24 protein-coding genes and 1 riboswitch are annotated in these 24,616 nt (G+C 62.8%); of the genes, 13 read left to right on the top strand and 11 right to left on the bottom strand.

All coding sequences use genetic code 11. The features are described from left to right. Positions 1-82: 82 nt before the first annotated feature. Positions 83-544, bottom strand: coding sequence for a PaaI family thioesterase (locus KJQ96_RS06550; protein ID WP_213285844.1), 462 nt, complete (start codon positions 542-544; stop codon positions 83-85). 230 nt (positions 545-774) lie between these two features. Between KJQ96_RS06550 and KJQ96_RS06545 the strand changes: the two genes are divergently transcribed. From KJQ96_RS06545 to KJQ96_RS06535, 3 genes are all read left to right on the top strand, one after another. Further along, positions 775-1,050, top strand: coding sequence for a hypothetical protein (locus KJQ96_RS06545; RefSeq protein ID WP_213285843.1), 276 nt, complete (start codon positions 775-777; stop codon positions 1,048-1,050). A gap of 83 nt (positions 1,051-1,133) precedes the next feature. Then, complete coding sequence (locus KJQ96_RS06540; protein ID WP_028350018.1) at positions 1,134-1,364, top strand: hypothetical protein; 231 nt, start codon at positions 1,134-1,136, stop codon at positions 1,362-1,364. A 108-nt stretch (positions 1,365-1,472) separates the two neighbouring features. Further along, positions 1,473-1,808: a PilZ domain-containing protein gene (locus KJQ96_RS06535; protein ID WP_213285842.1), complete on the top strand. Its 336-nt coding sequence runs from the start codon at positions 1,473-1,475 to the stop codon at positions 1,806-1,808. An 11-nt stretch (positions 1,809-1,819) separates the two neighbouring features. Here the strand turns inward: KJQ96_RS06535 and KJQ96_RS06530 are convergent, their stop codons facing one another. The 4 genes from KJQ96_RS06530 to KJQ96_RS06515 all read right to left on the bottom strand — a co-directional run bounded on the left by KJQ96_RS06530 (position 1,820) and on the right by KJQ96_RS06515 (position 4,164). Next, positions 1,820-2,062 (bottom strand): DUF6894 family protein, encoded by a 243-nt coding sequence (locus KJQ96_RS06530; RefSeq protein WP_213285876.1) that lies wholly within the window; start codon positions 2,060-2,062, stop codon positions 1,820-1,822. A 213-nt stretch (positions 2,063-2,275) separates the two neighbouring features. Beyond that, complete coding sequence (locus tag KJQ96_RS06525; RefSeq protein ID WP_213285841.1) at positions 2,276-2,455, bottom strand: hypothetical protein; 180 nt, start codon at positions 2,453-2,455, stop codon at positions 2,276-2,278. A gap of 733 nt (positions 2,456-3,188) precedes the next feature. Next, positions 3,189-3,368, bottom strand: coding sequence for a hypothetical protein (locus KJQ96_RS06520; protein WP_156434032.1), 180 nt, complete (start codon positions 3,366-3,368; stop codon positions 3,189-3,191). Positions 3,369-3,915: 547 nt separating this feature from the next. Continuing rightward, positions 3,916-4,164, bottom strand: coding sequence for a hypothetical protein (locus KJQ96_RS06515; protein ID WP_213285840.1), 249 nt, complete (start codon positions 4,162-4,164; stop codon positions 3,916-3,918). Between the two features lie 687 nt (positions 4,165-4,851). Here KJQ96_RS06515 and recA point away from each other — a divergent pair. Then, positions 4,852-5,943, top strand: coding sequence for a recombinase RecA (recA, locus tag KJQ96_RS06510; protein WP_028350014.1), 1,092 nt, complete (start codon positions 4,852-4,854; stop codon positions 5,941-5,943). 238 nt (positions 5,944-6,181) lie between these two features. Here recA and gcvP read toward each other — a convergent pair whose 3' ends face one another. The 3 genes from gcvP to gcvT all read right to left on the bottom strand — a co-directional run bounded on the left by gcvP (position 6,182) and on the right by gcvT (position 10,765). After that, on the bottom strand, positions 6,182-9,070 hold the full coding sequence (gene gcvP, locus KJQ96_RS06505) for an aminomethyl-transferring glycine dehydrogenase (RefSeq protein ID WP_213285839.1): 2,889 nt from the start codon (positions 9,068-9,070) through the stop codon (positions 6,182-6,184). 158 nt (positions 9,071-9,228) lie between these two features. Then, a complete protein-coding gene (gene gcvH / locus KJQ96_RS06500) occupies positions 9,229-9,594 on the bottom strand; it encodes a glycine cleavage system protein GcvH (protein ID WP_065728594.1) in 366 nt (121 codons plus the stop codon). Between the two features lie 25 nt (positions 9,595-9,619). Continuing rightward, on the bottom strand, positions 9,620-10,765 hold the full coding sequence (gcvT, locus tag KJQ96_RS06495) for a glycine cleavage system aminomethyltransferase GcvT (protein ID WP_213285838.1): 1,146 nt from the start codon (positions 10,763-10,765) through the stop codon (positions 9,620-9,622). A gap of 137 nt (positions 10,766-10,902) precedes the next feature. After that, a riboswitch (glycine riboswitch) is annotated at positions 10,903-10,993 on the bottom strand. A gap of 213 nt (positions 10,994-11,206) precedes the next feature. On the opposite strand from gcvT, the gene alaS reads away from it, so the two are divergent. The 3 genes from alaS (at position 11,207) to KJQ96_RS06480 (ending at position 15,382) form a co-directional block, all read left to right on the top strand. Then, on the top strand, positions 11,207-13,879 hold the full coding sequence (gene alaS, locus KJQ96_RS06490; RefSeq protein WP_213285837.1) for an alanine--tRNA ligase: 2,673 nt from the start codon (positions 11,207-11,209) through the stop codon (positions 13,877-13,879). 244 nt (positions 13,880-14,123) lie between these two features. Then, positions 14,124-14,798 (top strand): DUF2270 domain-containing protein, encoded by a 675-nt coding sequence (locus KJQ96_RS06485; protein ID WP_213285836.1) that lies wholly within the window; start codon positions 14,124-14,126, stop codon positions 14,796-14,798. Between the two features lie 359 nt (positions 14,799-15,157). Beyond that, positions 15,158-15,382: a hypothetical protein gene (locus KJQ96_RS06480; RefSeq protein WP_213285835.1), complete on the top strand. Its 225-nt coding sequence runs from the start codon at positions 15,158-15,160 to the stop codon at positions 15,380-15,382. Positions 15,383-15,974: 592 nt separating this feature from the next. On the opposite strand, the gene KJQ96_RS06475 is transcribed toward KJQ96_RS06480, so the two are convergent. Continuing rightward, positions 15,975-16,481 (bottom strand): DUF3455 domain-containing protein, encoded by a 507-nt coding sequence (locus KJQ96_RS06475; RefSeq protein WP_213285834.1) that lies wholly within the window; start codon positions 16,479-16,481, stop codon positions 15,975-15,977. A gap of 49 nt (positions 16,482-16,530) precedes the next feature. Continuing rightward, positions 16,531-17,745: an NADP-dependent isocitrate dehydrogenase gene (locus KJQ96_RS06470; RefSeq protein ID WP_213285833.1), complete on the bottom strand. Its 1,215-nt coding sequence runs from the start codon at positions 17,743-17,745 to the stop codon at positions 16,531-16,533. Positions 17,746-18,309: 564 nt separating this feature from the next. Between KJQ96_RS06470 and KJQ96_RS06465 the strand changes: the two genes are divergently transcribed. The 3 genes from KJQ96_RS06465 to KJQ96_RS06455 all read left to right on the top strand — a co-directional run bounded on the left by KJQ96_RS06465 (position 18,310) and on the right by KJQ96_RS06455 (position 21,093). Then, a complete protein-coding gene (locus tag KJQ96_RS06465; RefSeq protein ID WP_213285832.1) occupies positions 18,310-19,515 on the top strand; it encodes a TrmJ/YjtD family RNA methyltransferase in 1,206 nt (401 codons plus the stop codon). A gap of 96 nt (positions 19,516-19,611) precedes the next feature. After that, positions 19,612-20,244, top strand: a complete 633-nt coding sequence (locus tag KJQ96_RS06460; RefSeq protein WP_213285831.1) for a DUF1326 domain-containing protein — start codon at positions 19,612-19,614, stop codon at positions 20,242-20,244. A 54-nt stretch (positions 20,245-20,298) separates the two neighbouring features. After that, on the top strand, positions 20,299-21,093 hold the full coding sequence (locus tag KJQ96_RS06455) for a DUF2182 domain-containing protein (protein WP_213285830.1): 795 nt from the start codon (positions 20,299-20,301) through the stop codon (positions 21,091-21,093). A 6-nt stretch (positions 21,094-21,099) separates the two neighbouring features. Here the strand turns inward: KJQ96_RS06455 and KJQ96_RS06450 are convergent, their stop codons facing one another. Continuing rightward, positions 21,100-21,753: a TetR/AcrR family transcriptional regulator gene (locus tag KJQ96_RS06450; protein WP_213285829.1), complete on the bottom strand. Its 654-nt coding sequence runs from the start codon at positions 21,751-21,753 to the stop codon at positions 21,100-21,102. Positions 21,754-21,980: 227 nt separating this feature from the next. Between KJQ96_RS06450 and KJQ96_RS06445 the strand changes: the two genes are divergently transcribed. From KJQ96_RS06445 to KJQ96_RS06435, 3 genes are read left to right on the top strand one after another with little or no spacing between them, the layout of a single operon-like run. Beyond that, positions 21,981-22,523, top strand: a complete 543-nt coding sequence (locus tag KJQ96_RS06445; protein WP_213285828.1) for an OsmC family protein — start codon at positions 21,981-21,983, stop codon at positions 22,521-22,523. Positions 22,524-22,558: 35 nt separating this feature from the next. After that, the gene (locus KJQ96_RS06440) at positions 22,559-23,683 is read left to right on the top strand and encodes an acyl-CoA dehydrogenase family protein (protein WP_213285827.1); all 1,125 of its coding nucleotides are present in this window, start codon (positions 22,559-22,561) and stop codon (positions 23,681-23,683) included. Between the two features lie 47 nt (positions 23,684-23,730). Continuing rightward, positions 23,731-24,609, top strand: a complete 879-nt coding sequence (locus tag KJQ96_RS06435) for a sulfurtransferase (protein ID WP_213285826.1) — start codon at positions 23,731-23,733, stop codon at positions 24,607-24,609. Positions 24,610-24,616 lie beyond the last annotated feature (7 nt).

Raw genomic sequence — 24,616 nt, 5'->3', positions numbered from 1 at the left:
GCGTGCCCACCATCAAGAAGCGCGCTCGATGATAAATGGTGGGCACGCTTCGCTTTGCCCACCCTACAGCAACTACAATTTTCTAAAGCATCGCGAACGCGCTTGAGACCATCGCCACCGGCTTGTTGTCGGTGGCGGAAAGCAGCGTGACGCGACCAAAGCTCATGGTGCGCCCGAGGCGGACCACGCGCGCATCGGCCAGTACGTCGGAGGCAGACACCGCGCGCATGAAATGCGTGGTCTGGTCGACCGTCGTCATTGCGCGGTAGCCGCGGTTGGCGGCGAGGTTGGCGATCACCATCGCGGTGTCGGCGAATGCCATCAGCGCCTGGCCCGAGACCGTGCCGCCATTGCGGCATAGCCGCTCCGAGAACGGCAGGCGCAGGATCGCGCCCGGCTGCCAGTCGGCGGCATCGCCGGGCGGAGCAGAGTCAAAGCGCTCGATCGACAGGTTGAGATCCATCACCCATGGCGCAAATACCTCGCCGAGCACGCGCGTTGCTTCCGCGATGCCGAATTCGCCCGCTTGTGGCTGTTGTTGCATGAACGTCCGTTTCCTCGTCCGATCTTGTTGTCGGCGCATTGTAGTGGTCATTGCGGCGAAGGAAACAGCGGCGTGGGCTGCCAGTCCGGCGCGATCCGCAAAGCGATTGGGCGCAAGCACCCGAGATCCTGCAGGCGTCGAACCAAAGGCTTGTCCGCGCGTGCTTGGCTTGGCGGTTACGTCGGTGGTATCTTCGCCGAAACGCTGAAAGCATCGCAAAGGAGAGCGTCATGAGAATGCTGAGCGCGGCCGTAATGGTGGTGTTGTTGATGGTGCCGGCCCACGCGCAGATGACTCCCAATATCAACCTGATGCCGGAACTCCAGTCCAAATCGCCGGAGGAAAGGGAGCAGGATGCGATCAGGGAGAAGGCTTACAAGGATTCCTTGCGGAAGATTCCCGACGCCAAGACCTCTTCCGATCCCTGGGGCACCGTGCGCAGCACCGAGGCGCCCAAGGCCGCGGCGCCCGCCAAGAAGAACAAGACCGGCAGCAGCACCCAGTAGCTTCCCCGCCAAAGGCGGCGGGTAGGATTCGTTCGCCGCTACCCCTATATTTGACCTGTCGTCATCGTGTCTGGAGTTACGACATGGTCTTTCGTCCGCGCGATCTCGCGAGCCGGATGGCCGGCCGGCGCAAGCTGGGCGACGGCTACCTGCGCGAGACGTTTACGCTGCCGCGCGACCAAGCGAGGGCAAGGGCGCGCGACTTCCTCAACCGCTATCCCAAGGCAGCCTATATGAGTTCGGTCGAGAGCTGGCGCGAGCTGCCCAGCGGCGACATCGAATTCACCATGCGCCGGCTTGCCAGCGCCGACTAGGCGACCCCAGCTCGCGCCGGAATTAACGGCGACTCCAGGATTTTTGCCTGATACCGATAACCCGGTATTGAGGTATTCCGCCTAGTGTTTCCCCGCACAGGAGAAATCATGGCGAGAGACCGCAAAGACCTTGGTGCCCGCAAGTTCGTTCGGGTCGACTTGCGCAAGCCGGGATTCCTGATTCCGGCGCCGGATGCGCCATGGATCGAGTGCTACATCCTCGACATTTCCGACAACGGCGCCTGTCTGGATGTGGGCGACCTCGCGGTTCCCAAGATGTTCGGCCTTTCTCTCACTGCGGGCGGCGAGGTGCGGCGGGTATGCACGCTGATCTGGCGCAGGGGCGAATTGGTCGGCGTCCGCTTTGTTTCCGCCCGGGAGCTGCGCAACGGCGTGGCGCCGCCAGGTGAACTCGATGCCACTTCCCGGAAGGCCCACGCCTAATTTTCCGTCTATTAATCCGTATCTTGCAGCGTCTCGGCCACCAGGCGAATCCGGAATATCGGCTTCCTGGATTCATCCAGCAATTCCATTTGCCACTCGGTGTTTTCGGGCAGCTTGCGGGAAACGTCCGCGATCATGTCGCCGCAGACCCCGGTCATTTCCTTCCACGCGGCGTTGTGATCGGCAAATTCCGCACCGTCATTGCTGACGCACGCATCCTCGCCATGTCGAACGCTGAAGAAAAAGATCGGCATGGCAAGCTGACCAAATGTCAAATGGGCCGCCGTTGGCCCTGAGACCCCTCATTTGCCGGGGAGTGGATTCCTCGCCTATCGAAAGATCAACCCCGGGTTTTTACGGGCCCAAGCACGTTGCCGGGCATATAGATCGGGTTATCGCTCAGATCTAACCTGATGTAGTTGCAGGGAAACTTCTCCGGTGAAAGGCCTGCGACAGCGGCCGCCGGGTTACTCCCGCTCAGCTTTTTTCAGCTCCCGGTCAATCCGAAGCTGGACCCGCCGGATGGCAAGCAGATTGAGCCTGGCTTCGGTCTTGCCCGTGACGACCCTGTCGCCGATACGGAATTGCCATTTCCAGATGCCCGGAGCGACCGCCGTAACGGTGTATTCGACGCCCTTGTGGATCATAGAGAAATTCCGCTGCGGCTCCCGACCGCTTCAAACCGGACCTCTGACTTAAAATTGCAATTGTTCTTGCCGCAGGCAATGCCTTTGCCGCGACGCGCGCGGCCGAAATCCGCTCGCGGGGCTTCAACCCCATGGGCGTCACCGAATTCCCTTGCCCAAGCCTAAGTTCCGCGGCGCGCAAAAGCGCTGCGCCGCGCAAGCGGAGTATGGTCGCTTGGCGGCGCAGGCCTATTCCCCGAGTGATGCAATATCCCAGGCAAGAATTTTGTCGGGGCGATATGAAAAAGGTTCAACGCACCGAGACAATCTTGCGGGCGATTTGCCGTACGTGGGGCGCGGCCGTCCACTTGGGATGCCGGCTTCCTATTCCTGGCGCGATGGATAAGGCTGCCGCGGCGGAAGATAAGGCTGCCGCGGCGGAATATGGGTTCTCGACGGCGCGTCCGGCCGCACGGGCTGCGGCACCCTTGAGGGCTCGGGCGCGCGGCTCAGGTTCAACAGCCAGGTGAGGAGATGGGCGCCATGGTTTTGAAGCGTCGGCAGGATGGGTTCGTAGGCAAGGACGGTCACAGGGGCGGTCGTTTGTATCTGCATGCCGCTGGCATAGCGTACAGCGCCTTGAAGGACCGTTCAGATGGAGCCGCAAGCACGCTTAAAATTGTAGGCGAGGTCAGCCCCGATTTGTTGCTCGGATAACGATGAGGCCGCCCGTTCGGCGGCCTCATCGCGAGAGCTAGCCTTCCGGCTGCTCTACATCGGGCGCCCGGGGGCTGGCGTCGGGCGCCTCTTCACTTCTGGCCCGAAGGTCGGCGGCCTTGTCGAGAAAGCCCGCGGCGATCTCCGGATCCGTGGTGGCCATTGCAAATTTGAGAAAGGTTGCCGCTTGTTCCGTGAGGTATTTCTTGCCCGGCACAATACTGGTTCCCCGTTGCTACCCGTCGCTACCTGCCGCACCCGCTGCGATTACGCACTGCGGCGAAATCCGTTCCGGGGAAAGTACAAAACTATACTTAAGTCGGGTGCGCTCACGCGGATCGTGCGTTCGGACTGGCTGGGGCGAGGCGCCGAAGGCGGCAACCTCACGAGGCAGTGGGCGCGGTGTCCTCGCCCAAAAGCTTCCCGGTTCCTTATGGATTAAGTGAAGCCGGGTGCAGGCGAGGCAAACGACGGACACGTAGTTGGGGGACCGTCCGGGCAGCGAAAGGCAAGAGCGGGAGCGGGCATCTTCGTCAGGACGCACCCGGAGATGGGATTGGAGATACCTGGGGTTCCGGTATCGGAAACACCGTGGTGTTACGGACTCCAAAAAAGGGTGCGGAAAACTCTATGCTTGATATTGCCGGGGCTGCTTTTCATCCCGAACCAATTTGTACCGGCTGGGGGCCGCCGAAAGGCGGCCCTTTCAATTTGCTCGAGGCCTTTTGGGGAAGAAGCCGCCAACACCGGCGGCCTCTTGAGCGCTAACGGTAGCCTTTGCATTTGGTCTCTTCTTTGTACTCGCCGTTGCGCTCCCACTTGCGTTCGATCTTGCAGGGGCCTCGGTAAAACTCCTGCTTGTACTCGCGTGCTTCGTTGTAGCTGCGGCCATAGTAGCCGCCGCGATCATAGCCCCAGCGGCCCTTACCGCTTTCGTCTTTCCACGGGTCGGCCAATGCCGGACTGGCGAGCATCGCTACGCCGACAATCACTAAGGTCCATTTCATCGCCATTCCCCCTCCACCGGGTTCCGGCAAATTTAACCAAGCGGGGATAAATTGGTTCGAATACAAAAAGGCCTAACGCCCAAAACAAAAAGGGACCGCCGCCAACCCGGCGGACTCTTTCGCTATTGCAGCCGACCTCGTGTCGGCTGGCCGTATCAGCGGCGCAAGGGCGTTTCGATCTCGCGCTAAGATCGGGAGCTTGCTCTGAAGCGAAGGAGGCCGCCTTAGTGGCCGCCTCTTTACTAGTGAACTGCTCTTTCAAGAGGGAGGTGTAGTTCTGCGGCCCGCTCGGCGCGCTCCTTTTTCCGAAACTCTATCTCTCGCCGCTCGAAAGCAATCAGCTCCTCTTGCGCTGATTGTAGAAAGCGGTCGCGCGGCGTTACGGCTAGTTCTGTATGTCCCGTCATTACTCACCCCGTGTGCCGCCCCAGCCTATGGAAAAACTGGAGCCGCAGATCATTCCCGTAAGATTACGGATTTATGACGGCGGCGTGACCGCTCGTGAAGAGCAATAGGCATCGCAAAACTCAAAATGGGCCAAGGTCGGAAACAGGTCAGTACCCGTGCGCCGAAAAGAACATATTGCGAACATAGAACAAAGATGGTACAAAGATTCCCTGACGAAGTCGAAGCTCAAAAGCCGCTCACGCCGTTTGTCCCGCTCGCGAATCCCCGCCATAAGGAGCACGTATTATGTCCGCTACTGCCCTGCGTATCGTTGAAGGATCCTCCATGGATAAGACCAAGGCCCTGTCCGCCGCGCTCTCCCAGATCGAGCGCCAGTTCGGCAAGGGTTCGGTGATGAAGCTGGGCAAGAACGACCGCTCGATGGACGTCGAGACGGTGTCGTCGGGCTCGCTCGGCCTCGACATTGCGCTCGGCGTCGGCGGCCTGCCGAAGGGGCGGGTGGTCGAAATCTACGGGCCGGAATCGTCGGGCAAGACCACGCTGGCGTTGCACACGGTGGCGGAAGGACAGAAGAAGGGCGGCATCTGCGCCTTCATCGACGCCGAACACGCGCTCGATCCGGTCTATGCGCGCAAGCTCGGCGTCAACATCGACGAGCTCCTGATCTCGCAGCCCGATACCGGCGAACAGGCGCTGGAAATCTGCGACACGCTGGTGCGCTCCGGCGCGATCGACGTGCTGGTGGTCGATTCGGTGGCGGCCTTGGTGCCGAAGGCTGAACTCGAAGGTGAGATGGGCGATGCGCTGCCGGGGTTGCAGGCGCGGCTGATGAGCCAGGCGCTGCGCAAGCTCACCGCCTCGATCAACAAGTCCAACACCATGGTGATCTTCATCAACCAGATCCGCATGAAGATCGGCGTGATGTACGGCTCGCCTGAAACCACCACCGGCGGCAACGCGCTGAAATTTTACGCCTCCGTCCGCCTCGACATCCGCCGCATCGGTGCGATCAAGGAGCGCGACGAAGTCGTCGGCAACACCACCCGCGTCAAGGTGGTGAAGAACAAGCTGGCGCCGCCGTTCAAGCAGGTCGAATTCGACATCATGTATGGCGAGGGCGTCTCCAAAATGGGCGAGATCCTCGACCTCGGCGTCAAGGCCGGCATCGTCGAAAAGTCCGGCGCCTGGTTCTCCTATGATAGCCAGCGTCTCGGCCAGGGACGCGAGAACGCAAAAGCCTTCCTCAAGGCCAATCCCGACATGGTCGCCAAGATCGAGATGGCGATCCGCCAGAACTCCGGCCTGATCGCCGAGCAGATCCTGGCCGGTCCCGCCGAGCGCGACGCCGACGGCGAGGAGCCGGCGGACGACGAATAAGTTTTGAGAAAACGCTTCAGGGGTTAAGGCCTGAAACGTGACGACGGGTGCTGCGGACGTTGAGTTGCCGACGTCCTCAGTGCCCGTTTTGTTTTTGCGTTCCCCGGATGCTGCGCAGCGCGACGCTTCTCGAGCGGCGCAGTGCGCTGCTGATCCGGGTCTATCCGTTTTGCGCGTATGTGGGTCCCGGCTCTGCGGAGCAGCGCTAGCGCGTTGCACCGCATCCGGGACATGAGCCTCACTCCGCGGCTTGCGCGTAATCCTCAATCGGCGGGCATGAGCACACCAGGTTGCGGTCGCCATAGACGTTGTCGACGCGACCGACCGGGCTCCAATATTTGTCGGTGCGCGAGATGCCATCGGGGAAACAACCGGTGGCGCGGCTATAGGGGCGGTTCCATGCGTCATCGACAATGTCGTGCACGGTGTGCGGGGCGTGGCGCAGTGGCGAGGCTTCGACCTTCCAGCGGCCGATCTCGATTTCCGTGATCTCGCTTCGGATCGCGATCATGGCGTCGCAGAACCGGTCCAGCTCCGCCTTCGATTCCGATTCGGTCGGCTCGATCATCAGCGTGCCCGGCACCGGAAAACTCATGGTCGGCGCGTGGAAGCCGTAGTCGATCAGGCGCTTTGCGATGTCATCGACGGTGACGCCGCTCGTGGTCTTCAGCGACCGCGGATCGACGATGCATTCATGCGCGACGCGTCCCTTGGCGTTCTTGTAGAGGACCGGGAAATGCGGCTCGAGCCGGCTGGCGATGTAGTTGGCATTGAGGATCGCCATTTCAGTGGCGCGCGTCAGGCCTTCGCCGCCCATCATCAGGATATAGATGTAGGAGATGGTCAGGATCGATGCCGAGCCGAACGGCGCCGCCGACACCGGGCCGATGGCATGCGGCACCGCGCCATCGGTTGCGGGGTGCCAATTTGAAGGATGCCTTGGCAGATAGGGCGCAAGATGAGCCTTGACGCCGATCGGGCCCATGCCCGGGCCGCCGCCGCCATGCGGGATGCAGAACGTCTTGTGCAGATTAAGATGCGAGACGTCGGCGCCGTAATCGCCGGGGCGCGAGAGACCGACCTGCGCGTTCATGTTGGCGCCGTCGAGATAGACCTGGCCGCCATGGCTATGCACGATGTCGCAGATCTCCGTGATGTGCTCCTCGAACACGCCATGCGTCGAGGGATAGGTGATCATCACGGCGGCGAGATTCTTGGAATGCTTCTCCGCCTTGGCACGGAGATCGTCGACATCGACATCGCCCCGCGCATCGCAGGCCGTCACCACCACCTCCATGCCGGCCATGTGGGCAGACGCCGGATTGGTGCCGTGCGCGGAGGAGGGGATCAGGCACACCTTGCGGTGCGGCTCGCCGCGCGCGGCATGATAGGCGCGGATCGCGAGCAGCCCGGCATATTCGCCCTGTGCGCCGGAATTCGGCTGCAGCGAGATCGCGTCATAGCCGGTGATGTCGCACAGCCATTTTTCCAGCCGCGCAAACAGCGCGTGATAGCCGGCCGCCTGCTCGCGCGGGGCGAACGGATGGAGCGAGCCAAATTCAGGCCAGGTCAGCGGGATCATTTCCGTGGTCGCGTTCAGCTTCATAGTGCAGGAGCCGAGCGGGATCATGGCGCGGTCGAGCGCGAGGTCGCGATCTGAGAGCTTGCGCATGTAGCGCAGCAGCTCGGTTTCGGAGCGGTGCGTGTGGAACACGGGATGGACGAGGAAGGCGCTGTCGCGCTTCAATTCGATGGGCAGCGTTTCGCGCGCGTCCAACTCGACATCCGCATAGGACAGCTTGCCGCCGAAGGCGCGCCACACCGCTTCCACGGTCGCAGGCGTGGTCGTTTCGTCCACGGCGATGCCGAGCGTGCCGTCACCAATACGAAGATTGATCTTCTCGGCGAGCGCGCGGGCTACGATTTCACCCTGCTTCGCGCCCGCAGCAACGGTGATCGTATCGAAGAACGCCGGCGACGCCGGCGCATAGCCGAGTTTTGTCAGCCCCGCCGCCAGCACCGCGGCGCGCCGGCGCACGGTGCGCGCGATATGCGTCAGCCCCTCGGGGCCATGGTAGACCGCGTACATTGAAGCGATCACCGCCAGCAGCACCTGCGCGGTGCAGATGTTGGAGGTCGCCTTTTCGCGGCGGATGTGCTGCTCGCGGGTCTGCAGCGCCAGGCGATAGGCGGGCTGCCCCCGCGAATCCACCGACAGCCCGACGATGCGGCCGGGCAGCGAACGTTTTAGCGCATCGCGCACCGACATATAGGCCGCGTGCGGGCCGCCATAGCCCATCGGCACGCCAAACCGCTGCGCCGAGCCGATGGCGATGTCGGCGCCAAGCTCGCCGGGGGAGGCGATCAGCGTCAGCGCCAGCAGATCGGCCGCGACGACGGCGAGCGCGCCCTTCGAGCGCAACGCCGAGATCGCCGGCCTGAGGTCGCGCACCGCGCCCGTCGTTCCCGGATATTGCAGCAGGCCACCGAACACATCGGCGCCTTCGAGATCGGCGAGGGGATCGCCGACGATCAGATTCCAGCCCAGCGGCTCGGCACGGGTGCGCAGCACCGCGAGCGTCTGCGGATGCACTTCCGCATCGACGAAGAATGATTTTGTCTTCACTTGCGAGGCGCGCTCGGCCAGCGCCATCGCCTCCGCCGCGGCGGTGCCTTCATCGAGCAGCGAAGCGTTGGCCACATCGAGGCCGGTGAGGTCGCAGATCATGGTCTGGAAGTTGAACAGCGCTTCCAACCGCCCCTGGCTGATTTCCGGCTGATACGGCGTATAGGCGGTGTACCAGGCCGGGTTCTCCAAAACATTGCGCTGGATCACCGTGGGCAAAATGGTGCCGGAATAGCCTTGGCCGATAAGCGAGGTGAACACCTGGTTTTGCGCGGCGAGCTCGCGCATATGTGAAAGCGCCTCGGTTTCGCTCAACGCGGGGCCGAGATCGAGCGGCGCCTTTTGCCGGATCGAGGAGGGCAGCGTCTGGCCCATCAGCTCGGCGAGGCTGTTCGCGCCGACGCTCTCCAGCATCGCACTGATGTCGCGGGGCGAGGGGCCGATATGCCGGCGCACGAAATCGGTGGCGGCTGTGGCGGTGGTCTTGAGCGGCGCGTTCATGGGTATGTTCCTCAATATTCGTCGTCATGCCCCGCGAAGGCGGGGCACCCAGTAGCCACTGCTGTCATTGATTGAGCCGAGACGTCCCGGCGTACTGTCATCGTCCGCCTTCGCGGACGATGACAGCTTCTGTATGGTGACAGAGCGCCTCATCATCCTCACGCCGTGTGTGCCTTGTAGGCGGCCTCATCCATCAGGCCGCCGAGTTCGCTTTTGTCCGCGATCTTCAGCTTGAAGAACCAGGCCTTGCCGCCGGCGTCGGAATTCACCAGCGCGGGTTCGGCGGCGAGCGCCTCGTTGACCTCGATCACTTCGCCCGAGATCGGCGCGTAGACGTCGGAAGCGGCTTTCACCGACTCCACGACGGCAGCGGCTTCGGCCTTCTTCAGGGCGCGGCCGACTTTCGGCAATTCGACGAACACGACGTCGCCGAGCTGCGATTGCGCATAATCGGTGACGCCGATAGTGGCGACATCGCCCTCGATGCGGAGCCATTCGTGGTCGGATGTGAACAGCGTCGTCATGGAATTTCCTTCAGTGTTTGCAAGTTCAGCGTTTGTAGGTGTTGGGAACGAATGGCATGGCTGCGACCTGTAGCGGCAGGCGCTGGCCGCGCACTTCGGCGAAAATCTGCGTGCCGTCTGCGGCAAGCGCGGTCGGCAGATAGCCCATCGCAACCGGCGCATTGAGGCTCGGGCCGAAGCCGCCCGACGTGACCTTGCCGATGTCGTCGGTCGAAGCGGTATCCGCAAACAGCAGCGCGCCTTCGCGTACCGGCGCGCGGCCTTGCGCGCGCAAGCCGACGCGGCGGCGCGATGCGCCTTTTTCAAACTGTGAGAGGATTTTTTCTGCGCCCGGAAAGCCGCCGGCGCGGGCGCCGCCGCTGCGGCGGCTTTTCTGCACCGACCATTCCAGCGCGCCCTCGACTGGCGTCGTCGTGGTGTCGAGGTCGTGGCCGTAGAGGCAAAGCCCGGCTTCCAGCCGCAGGCTGTCGCGTGCGCCGAGGCCGATCGGCAGCACGTCCGGATTGTCCAGAAGTAGCGCCACCAGCGCCTCGGCCTGTTCGGCCGGCACCGAAATCTCAAAACCGTCCTCGCCGGTATAGCCGGAGCGCGAGACGAAGCAGTCGAAGCCGGCGACCTTGCGCGGCCCGGTATCCATGAACCGCATTGTGGTCACGTCTGCACAAAGTTTCGCCAGCGCTGATTCCGCCTTCGGTCCCTGCAGCGCGATCAGCGCGCGGTCCGGCAGCGAATCGATGATGCAGGTATCCGAGAGATGCGCGCGCAGATGCGCTTCGTCCTCGGCCTTGCAGGCGGCGTTGACGACCAGAAACAGGTGGTCGCCGAAATTCGCCACCATCAGATCGTCGAGAATGCCGCCGTCGCTATTGGTGAACTGGGCGTAGCGCTGCCGTCCCGGCGCAACCGCCACCATGTCCTGCGGCACCAGCCGCTCCAGCGCCAGTGCCGCATCCTCGACCTTGCCGGATTTTGCCCGCAGCGCGAGTTGGCCCATATGGGAGACGTCGAACAGGCCAGCGGCGCTTCGCGTATGCAGATGTTCCTTCAGGACCCCGGCCGGGAATTGCACCGGCATCTCATAGCCCGCGAACGGAACCATTTTGCCGCCGCGCGCCACATGGAGCCCGTGCAACGGGGTGCGTCTGAGGGAGGATTTGTCGCTTGCCAGCATCGTCAAGGCCCTCATGGGTTCCGGAGACCAGTCTCCAAAAACCCAAAGAAAGCCCCATCTGTCGCTGTGCCTGAGAGTATTATCCCGTCGGCGGACGCCCTGGGCACATGTTGCCCGGCGTCTCTTTCCAGATGCTATTTCGTCACGCGGTCCGTTTGCCTGAGAGTTTCCGGGGCGGTTGCTCCTTCGGCGCCGGCGCTTAAGCCGATCTCTCCCGACGTGACGTCTTACAGATAAGAGGGAAACACAGCCCTGCCAAGCCTGTCAACGCGGCCGCAGCATTATCAACGGGACTTGCGCGCCCATCTTGTGTGCTGCGGCAAGCCTATGATCCGCCTGCACAGTTTCTGGACACCGCAGGCCGCCTTGTCTAAAAGCGTTCCGCCGGAAGGGTTAAAGGCGGTTGTAGCCTAACCCGGCCTTTTTTCCGATTGGGTGAACATGAGCGGCGTCAACGAGATCAGGTCGAAATTTCTGGATTTCTTTGCGGAGAACGGTCACGAGATTGTGCCGTCGTCGCCGCTCGTGCCGCGAAACGACCCGACGCTGATGTTCACCAATGCCGGCATGGTGCAGTTCAAGAACGTCTTCACCGGCGTCGAGAGGCGCGCTTACCAGCGCGCCACCACCTCGCAGAAATGCGTGCGCGCCGGCGGCAAGCACAACGACCTCGACAATGTCGGTTACACCGCGCGGCATCTCACATTCTTTGAGATGCTCGGCAATTTCTCGTTCGGCGACTACTTTAAGGAGCGTGCGATCGAGCTCGCCTGGAACCTGATCACCAAGGAATTCGGGCTGAAGAAGGACAAGCTGCTCGTCACCGTCTATCACGACGACGAGGAGGCGGCGCGCCACTGGAAGAATATCGCCGGCTTCTCGGACGACCGTATCATCCGGATCGCGACCTCGGACAATTTCTGGGCGATGGGAGATACCGGCCCATGCGGTCCATGCTCGGAGATATTCATCGACCGCGGCGAGCACATCTGGGGCGGGCCTCCGGGCAGCCCGGAAGAGGACGGCGATCGCTTCCTCGAATTCTGGAACCTGGTCTTCATGCAATTCGAGCAGGTGACGAAGGACGAGCGCGTCGCGCTGCCGCGGCCCTCGATCGACACCGGCATGGGGCTGGAGCGCATGGCCTGCATCCTGCAGGGGGTCGACAGCGTCTTCGAGACCGATCTTTTCCGTCACTTGATCGATGCCGCCGCTTCGGCGCTCGGGCATGGACCGGACGAGAAGAACGTCGCGTCGTTCCGCGTCATCGCGGACCACCTGCGCTCTTCAGCCTTCCTCGTCGCCGACGGCGTGCTGCCGTCGAACGAAGGCCGCGGCTATGTGCTGCGCCGGATCATGCGCCGCGCAATGCGCCACGCGCAGCTTCTCGGCGCGCGCGAGCCGCTGATGCATCGTCTGGTGTGGGCGCTGGTGCGCGAGATGGGCCAGGCCTATCCGGATCTGGTACGCGCCGAAACGCTGATCGAGGAAACGCTGCGGCTGGAAGAGACCCGCTTCCGCAAGACGCTGGAGCGGGGGCTAGCGATCCTCGACGAGAAGAGCGCCGGCCTGAAGAAGGGCGACATGTTCGACGGCGATACTGCCTTCACGCTGTACGACACCTACGGCTTCCCGCTCGACCTGACGCAGGATGCGCTGAAGTCGCGCGGCATCAGCGTCGATCAGGCGGCGTTTTCGGACGCTATGGATAGGCAGCGCGTGAAGGCGCGCTCATCGTGGGCCGGCTCGGGCGATACTGCCAGCGAGGCCATCTGGTTTCCCTTGCGCGAAAAGCTCGGCGCCACCGAATTCCTCGGCTACGATACCGAGAGCGCCGAGGGCGTGGTGACGGCGCTGGTCAAGGACGGCAAGGATGCCGACAGCCTGAAGCCGGGCGAGACCGGCGCAATCGTGCTGAACCAGACGCCGTTCTATGCGGAATCCGGCGGCCAGGTCGGCGACATCGGCCTGCTGACGGGCGAGGGCGTCAAGTTCCGCGTTACCGACACGCAGAAGAAGGCGGGCGATCTGTTCGTGCATCTGGGCACGGTGGAGCAGGGCACGCTGAAGGTAGGCACCGCGCTGCAGCTCGAGGTCGATCATGCGCGCCGGTCGTCAATCCGCGCCCATCACTCGGCGACGCATCTGCTGCACGAGGCGCTGCGCCAGGTGCTCGGCGACCACATCGCCCAGCGCGGCTCGCTGGTGGCGCCCGATCGTCTGCGCTTCGACTTCGTGCATCCAAAGCCGATCACGGCGGAAGAGCTTGCGCGCGTCGAGGACATTGCCAACGAGGTGGTGCTCGAGAATGACGAGGTTACCACCCGCATCATGGCGGTCGACGACGCCCGCGAGGCGGGCGCGCGCGCCCTGTTCGGCGAGAAATACGGCGACGAGGTCCGCGTGGTGTCGATGGGCAAGCAGGCCCGCGCCCATGGCCAGAACGCACTCGGCTGGTCGGTCGAACTGTGCGGCGGCACCCATGTGCGCCGTACCGGCGACATCGGGCTGATCTCGGTGACCGGCGAAAGCGCGGTGGCTTCAGGGGTACGGCGCATCGAGGCGCTGACCGGACGTCACGCCCGCAAGCACGCCAATGATACGATGGCGATTGCGAAGACGGCGGCGTTCGAGCTGCGCACCAGCGTCGACGACATGCCGGCGCGCATCGCGGCGCTGATGGAAGAGCGCAAGAAGCTCGAGCGCGATCTGTCGGATGCGCGCAAGAAGCTCGCGATGGGCGGCGGCGCCGGCAACGGCGCAGCGGCCGGCGGCGTGCGTGAAGCGGGCGGCGTCAAGCTGTTGGCCCGCGCGGTCGAGGGCGTCGAGACCAAGGATCTCAAGAGCCTGGTTGACGACGGCAAGAAGCAGATCGGCTCCGGCGTGGTCGCGATCGTCGGCGTTACCGAGGATGGCAAGGCCGGCATCGTCGTCGGCGTCACCGCCGATCTCACGGCGCGGTTCAACGCCGTCGAACTGGTGCGCAAGGGTTCCGAGGCGCTCGGCGGCAAGGGCGGCGGCGGCCGGCCCGACATGGCGCAGGCCGGCGGGCCCGATGGCGCCAAGGCCAATGCGGCGCTGTCGGCGATCGAGCAGGCGATGGCCGGCGCCTGAGCACAGGCAAGCCAAGCGTAAATCATAAGCGCCTAGCAGCGCTCACGCCGCTTGTAACCCAATGCGGACGCCCGGCCGCGATAGTGCGGTGCATTGTTCTATTGCTCGAGCTGTGGCTGGCATTTCGGCCTCAGGGCGAGCATAGTTGCGACGTCACAATTCCGGATGGGTTCATCGGCGTTGATGATGTGGACGCTCCCGGTCAACGCCGGTGATCCGCGGTTCGGACAACCGGAGTCCCGCCATGTCTGTTACGGCTTCTCGCGAAACACAGGGCCAACACAGCTTCAATTCTGCCGAAATGGGCGCCATCGCTCATCTCTACCGGGGCGAAGTCTACCGTTCGACGATCTGGAGAACGCGGCTCGACAACACGACCAATTGGGCGATCGTCACAATGGGCATCGCCCTGTCGACGACTTTTTCGAGCCCGGAAGCTTCACCGCTGCCACTCCTGCTCGTAGGCCTGCTCATTGCCGTGTTTCTCGGCATGGAGGCGCGACGTTATCGCTACTTTAATGTCTGGCGCGCTCGAGCTCGGTGGATGGAGACGAATTTCTACGCGCCGATATTCACCGGTGAAGCCCGCGACGATAGCTGGCAGGTGATACTCGGGCGCGACTACACCGCGCCTCGCCACCACATTTCGTTTTTCCGCGCGGCGGGGCGGCGGCTGCGTCGCAACTACGTCTGGATTCTCGCCGTCCAGGTGATTGCCTATTACGGCAAGATCGCAATCCATCCGACGCCCGCGTCAACCCTAGCGGAATTTGTCGATCGCGCCGCAGTCGGACCGATTCCCGGCTGGGTTGTTCTGATAATTGGCCTTATCTACAATTTCGGCTGGCTGGCGTTCGCGCTCGGCACGATGTGGCTCGACCAACGCGAGCACGGCGGCGACAAGGTGGCGATGGGTTAGCGGTAGCCGCCGGCCCATGCATGGATGGCAATGCCGCGACAAAGAAAGCGGTAAGTATGCGCCAATCGTTGTAACACCCGCGCTCTAGTTTATCGACGGCATTAAGACGGCCTTGGCGCAGAACCATGGCGTGCAGCAGGCGTTGCTATCGCACCCGCACCAAAGAGAGCACGCGATGAAGGGGCGATACGCTCGAAATAAACAGTCTCTGAACTGCCCGTTTCGTCCGCGTTCATATCAACGCGCTTAAGGTCTCCACCCATGAGCTGAAAGTGAACCCACGTGGTTGCCAGCCGCGCAACCGACTCCGCGCCGCTCAGTAATCTACGCATGGACACACTCAAAATGGAGGAGACATCATGAAGAAGCTTCTGATCTCGGCTGCAGCCGCAGCAATCATGACCGGCACTGCCTACGCTCAGGCGGAGTTTTATGTAGTGCAAGATACCTCCACGAAGAAGTGCACCATCGTGGACAACAAACCGACGGCTGCCACCACTGTCGTTGTTGGCGACGGCAAGGTGTTCAAGTCGCGCACCGCAGCAGAAACCGGAATGAAGAGCATGAAGGTCTGCGCGAACTAAGGATGGCGATGGCGAGAAGCGATAGCGCCCGCTGCGTCCGCTCCCATCGAAAAGCGAGAGGCTGCGAAGCAGCCTCTTTATTCACCGGCACATAGCAACTGGAGGATCAGAGAATGTCGAAAGCAATGCGCAAATATGCGTTCGGCGCCACAGCGGCAATTGCACTTTTCGTATTTCCGATCTCGGCCTTCTCCCAATCCATTGAGTTTGGACCGGGAGGTGTCCGAGTGTACGACAGCCGAGGAGGGCAATGCGAGCAACTGCGGCGTGCTTGTGAAAACAAGGACGCGCTAGGGGAGCGCGGCGAAGGAAATTGCCGCAGATACCGGGAGGCCTGCGGACGACCGGTTCGCAGGGATGTGTGCGCCGAATTGCGATATGCTTGCCTCAACAAGGACGAGTTGGGCGAACGAGGCGAAGGAAACTGCCGCCGGTATCGCGAGACCTGCAGAGGTCGCTTCTAAAGGTCGCTCATTGCAGTGCTGCAGAGCGATCCCGCATGGCCCGGACTGCTGCGCATCTCTACCACCCCGAAGGCCGCCTTGGTTGGCGGCCTTCGCGCGTGGTATTCCGGCCATAGCGGAGAAAGTGTTCAGCTCTTGCGCAAGAATACGTAATCCGCCGAGTAGGGCACGTTGCGATAGCTGCCCGGCTTGTCGCAGGCGCCCTCGAGCTTGCCGCCGACCGTATTGATCCGCTGCACGGTCGTGACGCCGGAGAGGATTCCGGCGCCGCGGCCGGACGTCACTTCCAGCTTCAGCCAGGGAATATCGTTCGCCGTCGTGCCGGGGGCGTTGCCGGCTGCCTTGCCGACGACGGCGCTAGAGTCGATGTGCTCCCAGTTCGGACCGGTGTAGTGCCGGCCGACGGTCTTGCCGTCGAGCAGCAGCGTCGCGATCGGCTCGCGGAACGCCCAGGCGAGCTTGCCGTCAGAGGCGGCCCTGCATTCGTAGACCTGCGCGCCCTCGGCGTGGAGAGTGAGCACTGTTTTTTCTCCCGGCGTCGCAATGGCGTCGGTAAGAGGTGTCTGGGCATGCACGCTGAAAAGCGTCGCCGATGACAAAAGCAGAGCGAGAGCGGTGTTTCGGACAATCGGCATCGCAAATCCATGGTGTTGGCCCCGAAGGACCAACACCATCGTCAGCCAATTATGCCGCCATCGCCTTCTCGAGATTGGCCGCAACCTTGTCGAGGAAGCCAGTCGTGGACAGCCAGCGCTGATCGGCGCCGACCAGGAGCGCGAGGTCCTTGGTCATGTAGCCTTCCTCGACGGTCGCAACGCAGACCTTCTCCAGCGTGTCGGCGAATTTCGCGAGCTGCGGGTTGTTGTCGAGCTTGGCGCGGTGGGCGAGGCCGCGGGTCCAGGCGAAGATCGACGCGATCGAATTGGTCGAGGTCTCCTTGCCCTTCTGGTGCTCGCGGTAGTGCCGGGTCACCGTGCCGTGCGCGGCTTCGGCTTCCACCGTCTTGCCGTCGGGCGTCAGCAGCACCGAGGTCATCAGGCCGAGCGAGCCGTAGCCCTGCGCCACCGTATCCGACTGTACGTCGCCATCGTAGTTCTTGCAGGCCCAGACGTAGCCGCCGGACCACTTCAGCGCGGAGGCGACCATGTCGTCGATCAGGCGATGTTCGTAGGTGAGCCGCTTGGCCTCGAACTCCTTCTTGAACTCGCGGTCGTAGATGTCCTGGAAGATGTCCTTGAAGCGGCCGTCATAGACCTTGAGAATCGTGTTCTTGGTCGAGAGGTAGACGGGGTAGCCGCGCAACAGGCCGTAATTGAAGGAGGCGCGGGCGAAGTCGATGATGGAGTCATCGAGGTTGTACATTCCCATCGCGACGCCGGCATCGGGGGACTTGAACACTTCCCTCTCGATGACGGTGCCGTCCTCGCCGACGAATTTCATCGACAGCGTGCCCTTGCCCGGGAACTTGAAATCGGTGGCGCGGTACTGGTCGCCATAGGCGTGGCGGCCGATGATGATCGGCTTGGTCCAGCCGGGAACCAGGCGCGGCACGTTCTTGCAGATGATCGGCTCGCGGAAGATCACGCCGCCCAAGATGTTGCGGATGGTGCCGTTCGGCGACTTCCACATCTCCTTCAGGCCGAATTCCTTCACCCGGGCTTCATCGGGGGTGATGGTGGCGCATTTGACGCCGACACCGACCTTCTTGATCGCGTTGGCGGCGTCGATCGTGACCTGGTCGTTGGTCTGGTCGCGGTATTCCATTCCGAGGTCAAAATACAGAAGCTCGACATCCAGGAACGGGGTGATCAGCTTGTCCTTGATGTACTGCCAGATGATCCGGGTCATCTCGTCGCCATCGAGTTCGACGACGGGGTTGGTCACCTTGATGTTTGCCATGATGGAGGGGGCCTTTTCTCGGAAAACCGCTGATATGGGCGGGGTGGAGTGATTATAGGCGGGCTATAGCACCGCAAATCGGCCGGCGAAAGCTGGTGCCGCCCCGACTTTTAGCCCATCTAGCATGGACTATCGCGTGTCCGGGACGCGGTGCGGCGCAGAGCGCTGCGCCGCAGAGCCGGGACCCACCGCCGCAGCGCGTGGACCCCGGATCAGCAGCGCACCAACCCGCAAGCGCGGCGCGCTGCGCAGCATCCGGGGAACGCTGCTCAGACCGCCAATCAGATCGTCTAGGCTTTCGGGCTGTTTGCAGCTTCGCTTTGGTTGTGATTGTTAGCCTATCCGAAGGTCTAATGCGCGCAAGCGACGTTCCGGGATGCCGCCCAATTGAGGCTTTGAGCGAACTAGCGGAAACGCTACTAACCCGATTCTCCGGCTGGGGAATTCCGGCCGCCTTTCTAAAACGGGCAGGCATGAGAGTTTGAACCGTGCACGCATCGCGCCGGACTCAAACCTTCAAAAGTTGAAGCAGCTTTGGAAGTTGAATCAGAAAGTGAAGTCAAAATGTCCGGTTCCGGCACCGATAAAACCAAGTCTGGGTTGGACTTAGCCGGACCCATTGTGATCCTCGTCGAGCCGCAGCTCGGCGAGAATATCGGCATGGCGGCGCGGGCAATGGGCAATTTTGCCTTGTCGTGCCTGCGGATCGTCAATCCGCGCGACGGCTGGCCGAACATCGCGGCGCAACGGGCTGCGGCCGGCGCGGACCAGATTTTGGAACAGGCGCAGTTGTTCGACACGGTGGGGCAGGCGGTGGCTGACTTGACGCTGCTGTTTGCGACCACCGCCCGCGCGCACGACCAGGCCAAGCCTGTGGTCGCCCCGGAACAGGCGGCAGCCGAGATTGTGGCGCATGTCGGAAGTGGCGGCGGGGCTGGTATCCTGTTCGGGCGGGAGCGGTACGGCCTGCAGAACGAGGAGGTGGCGCTGGCCAACCGGATCATCACGTTTCCGGTCAATCCCGGCTTCGCCTCGCTCAATCTGGCGCAGGCGGTGTTGCTGATCGGCTACGAGTGGTTCAAGCTGTCGACCGGCGGCGCCCTGCCGTTCGCGATGCCGGAACGCTCCGAGCCGGCCTCGCAGCATCAGATGCAGGCCTTCTTCGACAATCTGGTTCGGGAACTCGACAAGGTCGAATTTCTCCGCCCGCGGGAGAAGCGCGAGACCATGCTGGTGAACCTGCGCAACATCTTCACCCGGATGGACCCGACCAAGCAGGACATGCACACTTTGCACGGCGTGGTGATGGCGATCGCGGAGGGACGCAAGGGACCGGCTAAGGGCGGCGTGCTGGACGGTGAACAGGCGACAAGGCTGCGGGCGCTGTTGGCCGAGCACGGGCAGGGCCCGGCGGTGCCCGGCGACAGCTCTACGGTGCGCGGCCTAGCACGGCTGCTTCGCCGCAACCCGACCGATGCCGAGCGCATCCTTTGGCAGGCGCTGACCCGCGACCGCCGCTTCGCCGGCCAGTTCAAGCGCCAGACCCCGGTCGGGCGCCACATTCCGGACTTCGTTTCCTTTGTGCATCGCCTCGCGATCGAACTGGTCAACCCGAACGAGACGGAAACTATTGTCGCCGACCGCGCCGGGCGGAAGGCGTGGCTGGAGGCACGGGATTACCGCGTGATCGAGATGCGGGTCGCCGATGTCGAGCGGGATCTGGCGACGGAACTGGCGCGGCTCGAGGCGAAGCTGCTCGAGCGCAGTTAGGCGGCCTGTCGGGCAGGCCGGCGCTGTCCCCGCGTGCACAAAGGGGATAAACTCACCCCCTGCAGTCCAATCGAATACGCGAACGGGAGGTGTGCAATGGCGACATCTGACTGGCGTCTCGAAGGCGAATGGATCAAGAACTGCAATTGCGCATTTGGCTGTCCGTGCGACTTCAATGCGCTGCCGACCGAAGGCTATTGCAAGGGCATGGTCGGCATGCGGATCACCAAGGGACATTTCGAGAAGACCAAACTCGACGGCCTGGTCTTCGCCGCCACCGTTGATTTTCCCGGCGCGCTGCATGAGGGCAACGGCCAGCTACAGCCGATCATCGACGAGCGCGCCACACCCGAACAACGCGACGCGCTTTTCAAGATCATGTCTGGCCAGAACTCCGCCGAAGGCACGCTATTCCAGATCCTCAGCCTGATCGTGACCAAAATGCACGAACCATTGTTCGTGCCCTTCGAGTTTTCGTTCGACAAGAATGGACGCGTAGCGCGGGTCGTCGCGAAAGGTGTGCTGGAGACAGAGGTCGAGCCAATCAAGAATCCGGTGACAGGAGAGCCGCACCGTATCCAGGTCGTGATGCCCGAGGGATTCGAACATCGCGCCGCCGAAGTTGCCTCGGCCAACATCCGCTCGACCGGTGCGATCAAGTTCGAGACCAAGGGCACGCACAGCTCGCTGGCCAACGTCGTTCAGACGCCGGAGGGCGTCGCGGCCTGAAGCTGCATTGGAAACGGCATTTCGACGTGCCGGCCCGTGGCGGAGGTTAAGTCCATGTCCGGGACCTCTGCGCTTGAACAGACCTTGCGCCACGATCGCCTGATCGTGGCATTCGGCATGGCTGCCGTGGTTGCCTTCGCCTGGGGCTATCTGGTCGCCGGCGCCGGCATCGACATGAGCATGGCCGACATGCCGATGGATCCCGAGCCATGGTCGCCCTCGCAGGCTGCGCTGATGTTTGCGATGTGGTGGGTGATGATGATCGCGATGATGGTGCCGAGCGCGGCGCCCATGGTGCTGCTGTTTACGGCAATCAAGCGGAGGCAGGCGACGGATAATCCCGTCGTCACAAGCTGGCTCTTTCTCGCCGGCTATCTCGTGATATGGGCCGGCTTTAGCCTCGTCGCGGTCGCGGTGCAGTGGGCACTCGACCAGGCCGGGCTGCTGTCCGGCATGATGGCGAGCACCAGCAGCATACTGGCCGGGATCATCCTGGTTGCCGCCGGACTCTATCAGCTCACGCCAATCAAGCGCGCGTGCCTGCGCTACTGCCAGAGTCCGGTATTCTTCCTCAGCCGCTATTGGCAACCGGGCGCCATGGGCGCGCTGCGCATGGGTTTTCGGCACGGCACCTACTGTGTCGGCTGTTGCTGGTTTTTGATGGCGCTGCTGTTCGTTGCCGGCGTGATGAACCTGGTGTGGATCGCGGCGGTCGCGATCTATGTCGCCTTCGAGAAACTGCTCGCCCGCAGCCCGTGGCTCAGCCGCATCGCAGGTGTTGGCCTGATCCTGGCCGGCGGGGTGGTGCTGGCGCGCAGTCTTGTCGTTACGGCTTCCGCATCGCTGTAGCTCGCCTCAGACGGCGACAAGCTCCGCAGGGTTACCGGCGCGCTTCTTCACCTTCGACGGCCCAAACAGCGAGCCCGCCGCAAGCGCCGCGGTATCCGCGACGGCGGGATCGCGCGTGACCATGGCGGCGACGATGGCGCCGTCTATTAACAGCGCGAGTTGATGGGCCAGCACCTGCGGTTCGGCGGCGCCCATCTCAGTGGCGAGCTTTTCGATATGCGCCAGCACCACCTTCTTGTGGCGCAGCGCTATATTGCGGAACTGCTTGGCGTCCTTGTCGTGCTCGGCGACCGCATTGATGAAGGGGCAGCCGTAGAAGCGCTCCTCAGCGAACCAGCGCTTCAGCGCCGGAAAAATCCGTCTCAGCTTTGCCTGCGCATCGCCGCCGCCATCCTCCATCGCGCCGATGAACCATTCACGCCAGGCCTTGCCTTCGCTTTCCAGCACGGCGTTTACGAGGTTGGTCTTCGAGCCGAACAATTTGTAGAGCGTGGTTTTCGCCGTGCCGGCCTCGTCGATGATCGCGTCGATGCCGGTGGCGTTGATGCCGTATCTGCAGAACAGATGCGTCGCCGCATTGAGCAGGCGTCCTCGCGCGGACTCCTCGTCGCCTGCGGCCGACGCCGCGACAGCTTTCCTCTTGGAAACTGATTTGCCCATGCGCCGCAGTTAATCGGAGCGCCTCCGATTCATCAAGCAGCATCTTTGCGCCGAAAATAATCGCTGCCGTGCGGCAATTGCTTCGCGTCTGAGCAGCGCTGCGCTGATCAATTTCCGGGCAGGCATCGCTAAGCGACGAGAGACGTTCGGCTTTTGATTTCGGCCTGATCTGGCACGCTTCATGCAGGAAACAGAACGTTCGGTATCCTACCCAAGGGAGAGAAAAGATGACCGCGGTCGCTCAAAAAACGGTGCTCACGGGCTGCCTGGCCCCGATCGACAGAGGCGGGCTCGAGCAGCTCATCGCCAACGGCAAGGCCAACCCGAAGGTCATCAAGACCTTGAAGTGCAGGACGGTGGCGGAGGGCAAGTTCCGTCACGCCAACTACATTCGCAACCTCGCGCCCTACATCGTCGACGAGCCGCCGGGCCTTTTGGGCGATGACACCGCGCCGAATCCTTCCGAAGCCTCGCTCGCCGCGCTCGGCTCGTGCCTTGCGGTCGGCCTGCACGCCAACGCCGTGCACCGCGGCTGGATCGTCAACAAGCTCGAACTCGAGCTGGAGGGCGACCTCAATATCACGGCGGTGTGGGGCACCGGCGACGTCAGCGAAAAGCCGGTCGGCTTCACCGATGTGCGCGTCAAGGTCGACATGGAATGCGAGGGCATTCCGAAGAGCGAGATCGACGCGCTGGTCGCCCACGTCAAGAAATGGTCGCCGGTCGCCAACACCTTTACGCGGCCCGTCAATCTCGAAGTCAGCGCATAAGCAGTCGCAACAGGCACTGGGGTGCGGAGGGTCTCATGGGTTCAGTGGCGGTATCGCGGCTTGCAGTTGCCGAAGATCTCCCCGCGGCATCGATCGTGGATCAGGTCGCGGCGATTGCGCGCAGAGAACTCGCACCCCACGCCGCGGCCATCGACGAGGGCACCGTCTATCCGGATGCGTTGCTGCGGCGGCTCGGGGACGTCGGCGCGTGGGGCAGTCACCGGCCTGGGGATGGCATGGCCGACCTGCGCTGCGCCATTCAATCGATCGCGGCGCTCGGCGAGGTCTGCGGCGCCACCGCCTTCATGGCCTGGTGCCAGAACACGCTGGTTTGGTACGCCTCGAATTCGAACAATCCAAAACTCGTTGCCAAATTCGCCGACAAGTTTGCCAGCGGCGAGATTCTAGGCGGCACTGGGCTGTCCAATCCGATGAAGAGTTTTTTCGGCATCGAGAAGCTGAAGCTGAAGGGTCGGAGAGTCGAGGGCGGCTATATCGTGCGCGGCGCGCTACCCTGGGTGTCGAACCTCGGTCCCGATCATTTCTTCGGCACCATCTTCGAGCGCGAGGACGAGGGCGGCGGCATCGTGATGTTCCTTGCCGATTGCTCCGATCCCGCGATCACGCTGCAGCCATGCAAGCCGTTTCTCGCGATGGACGGCACCGGCACCTATGCGGTGCAGTTCCGCGACGTCTTCGTGCCGGATGAGTTGATCCTCGCCGAGCCGGCGGGACCGTTCGTGAAGAAGATCCGCGCCGGTTTCATCCTGCTGCAGGCCGGCATGGCGCTCGGCCTAATCAAGGATTGCATCCAGATCATGGACGAGGTCGACGCGCTATTGAGCCATATCAACCGCTATTTGCCGCAACAGCCTATTCAATTCCGCGAACTCCATGCCGAGTTCGAGAAGGAGACGATGGCGCTGGCGCGCGACCCCTACAATTCCGACGATAGCTACTGGCGCCGCGTCATCGCGCTGCGGCTCCGGCTCGGCGACGCCAGCGTCGCGGCTGCGCATGCGGCGATGCTTCATTGCGGCGCGCGCGGTTATTTGAAGAGCCACCGCGCCCAGCGGCGGCTGCGCGAAGCCTATTTCGTCGCGATCGTCACGCCCGCCACCAAGCAGCTTCGCAAGATGCTGGCCGGCGACGAACACTGATTTCCGATCGACCACAACCCGCAACCACGCAACAGGAGAGGCCTGCCATGACGGACGTTCTGATTACTGCCGGCGAACTCGCGGAATTCCTCAAGCAAGAGCCGTGTGTCGTCATCGACACCCGTAATCCCGACGCTTACGGCGCGGGGCATCTCCCGAACGCCGTCAACGTCCATGAAATCTTCACCTATCTCGCGACGTCGACGCCGGAAGGCATGCACGAGTTGAAGACGAAATTCGCCGACGCGTTCGGCGCCGCCGGGCTTTCGGGCAAGGAGACCGCGGTTATCTACGAGCAGTCGATGAATTCCGGCTTCGGGCAGTCCTGCCGCGGCTACTATCTGCTGACCATGCTCGGCTATGCCAAGGTCAAGGTGCTACATGGCGGCTTTGATGCCTGGATGGCGGCTAGCCTGCCGGTGACCACGGAGGTGCCGTCGCCGGTGAAGGCGTCGTTCGCGATCGTGCCGGAAGCAGGCGACATCCTGATCGATGCCAAGATCATGCTGGCCGCCGTCGGCAAGCCCGGCATCGCCTTGCTCGATGTGCGCGACATCGACGAGTGGATCGGCGAAAGCTCTTCTCCGTATGGAAAGGATTTCTGCCCCCGCAAGGGACGCATCCCCGGCGCTGTCTGGCTCGAATGGTACCGCATGATGAAGCCGACCGCGGAAGGGCCCCGCTTCAAGTCCAAGAATGAGATTTTGGCGGAATGCGCCACCGTCGGCATTACGCAGAATACGCCGGTCTATCTCTATTGCTTCAAGGGCGCGCGGGCCTCGAACACGTTCCTGGCGCTGAAGAACGCCGGCGTAAAGGATGTGCGAATGTATTTCGGCTCGTGGAACGAATGGTCGCGCGATCCCGCGCTGCCGATTGAGGAGGGGCTGCCGATGGAGGCCAAGCTCACCACCAAGGCGGCGTGAGGACGCG

This window comes from Bradyrhizobium sp. sGM-13 (assembly GCF_018398875.1).
Classification (GTDB): domain Bacteria; phylum Pseudomonadota; class Alphaproteobacteria; order Rhizobiales; family Xanthobacteraceae; genus Bradyrhizobium.
The sequence above is the reverse complement of the archived record's forward strand: the minus strand, read 5'-3'. Positions and strand labels throughout refer to the sequence as shown.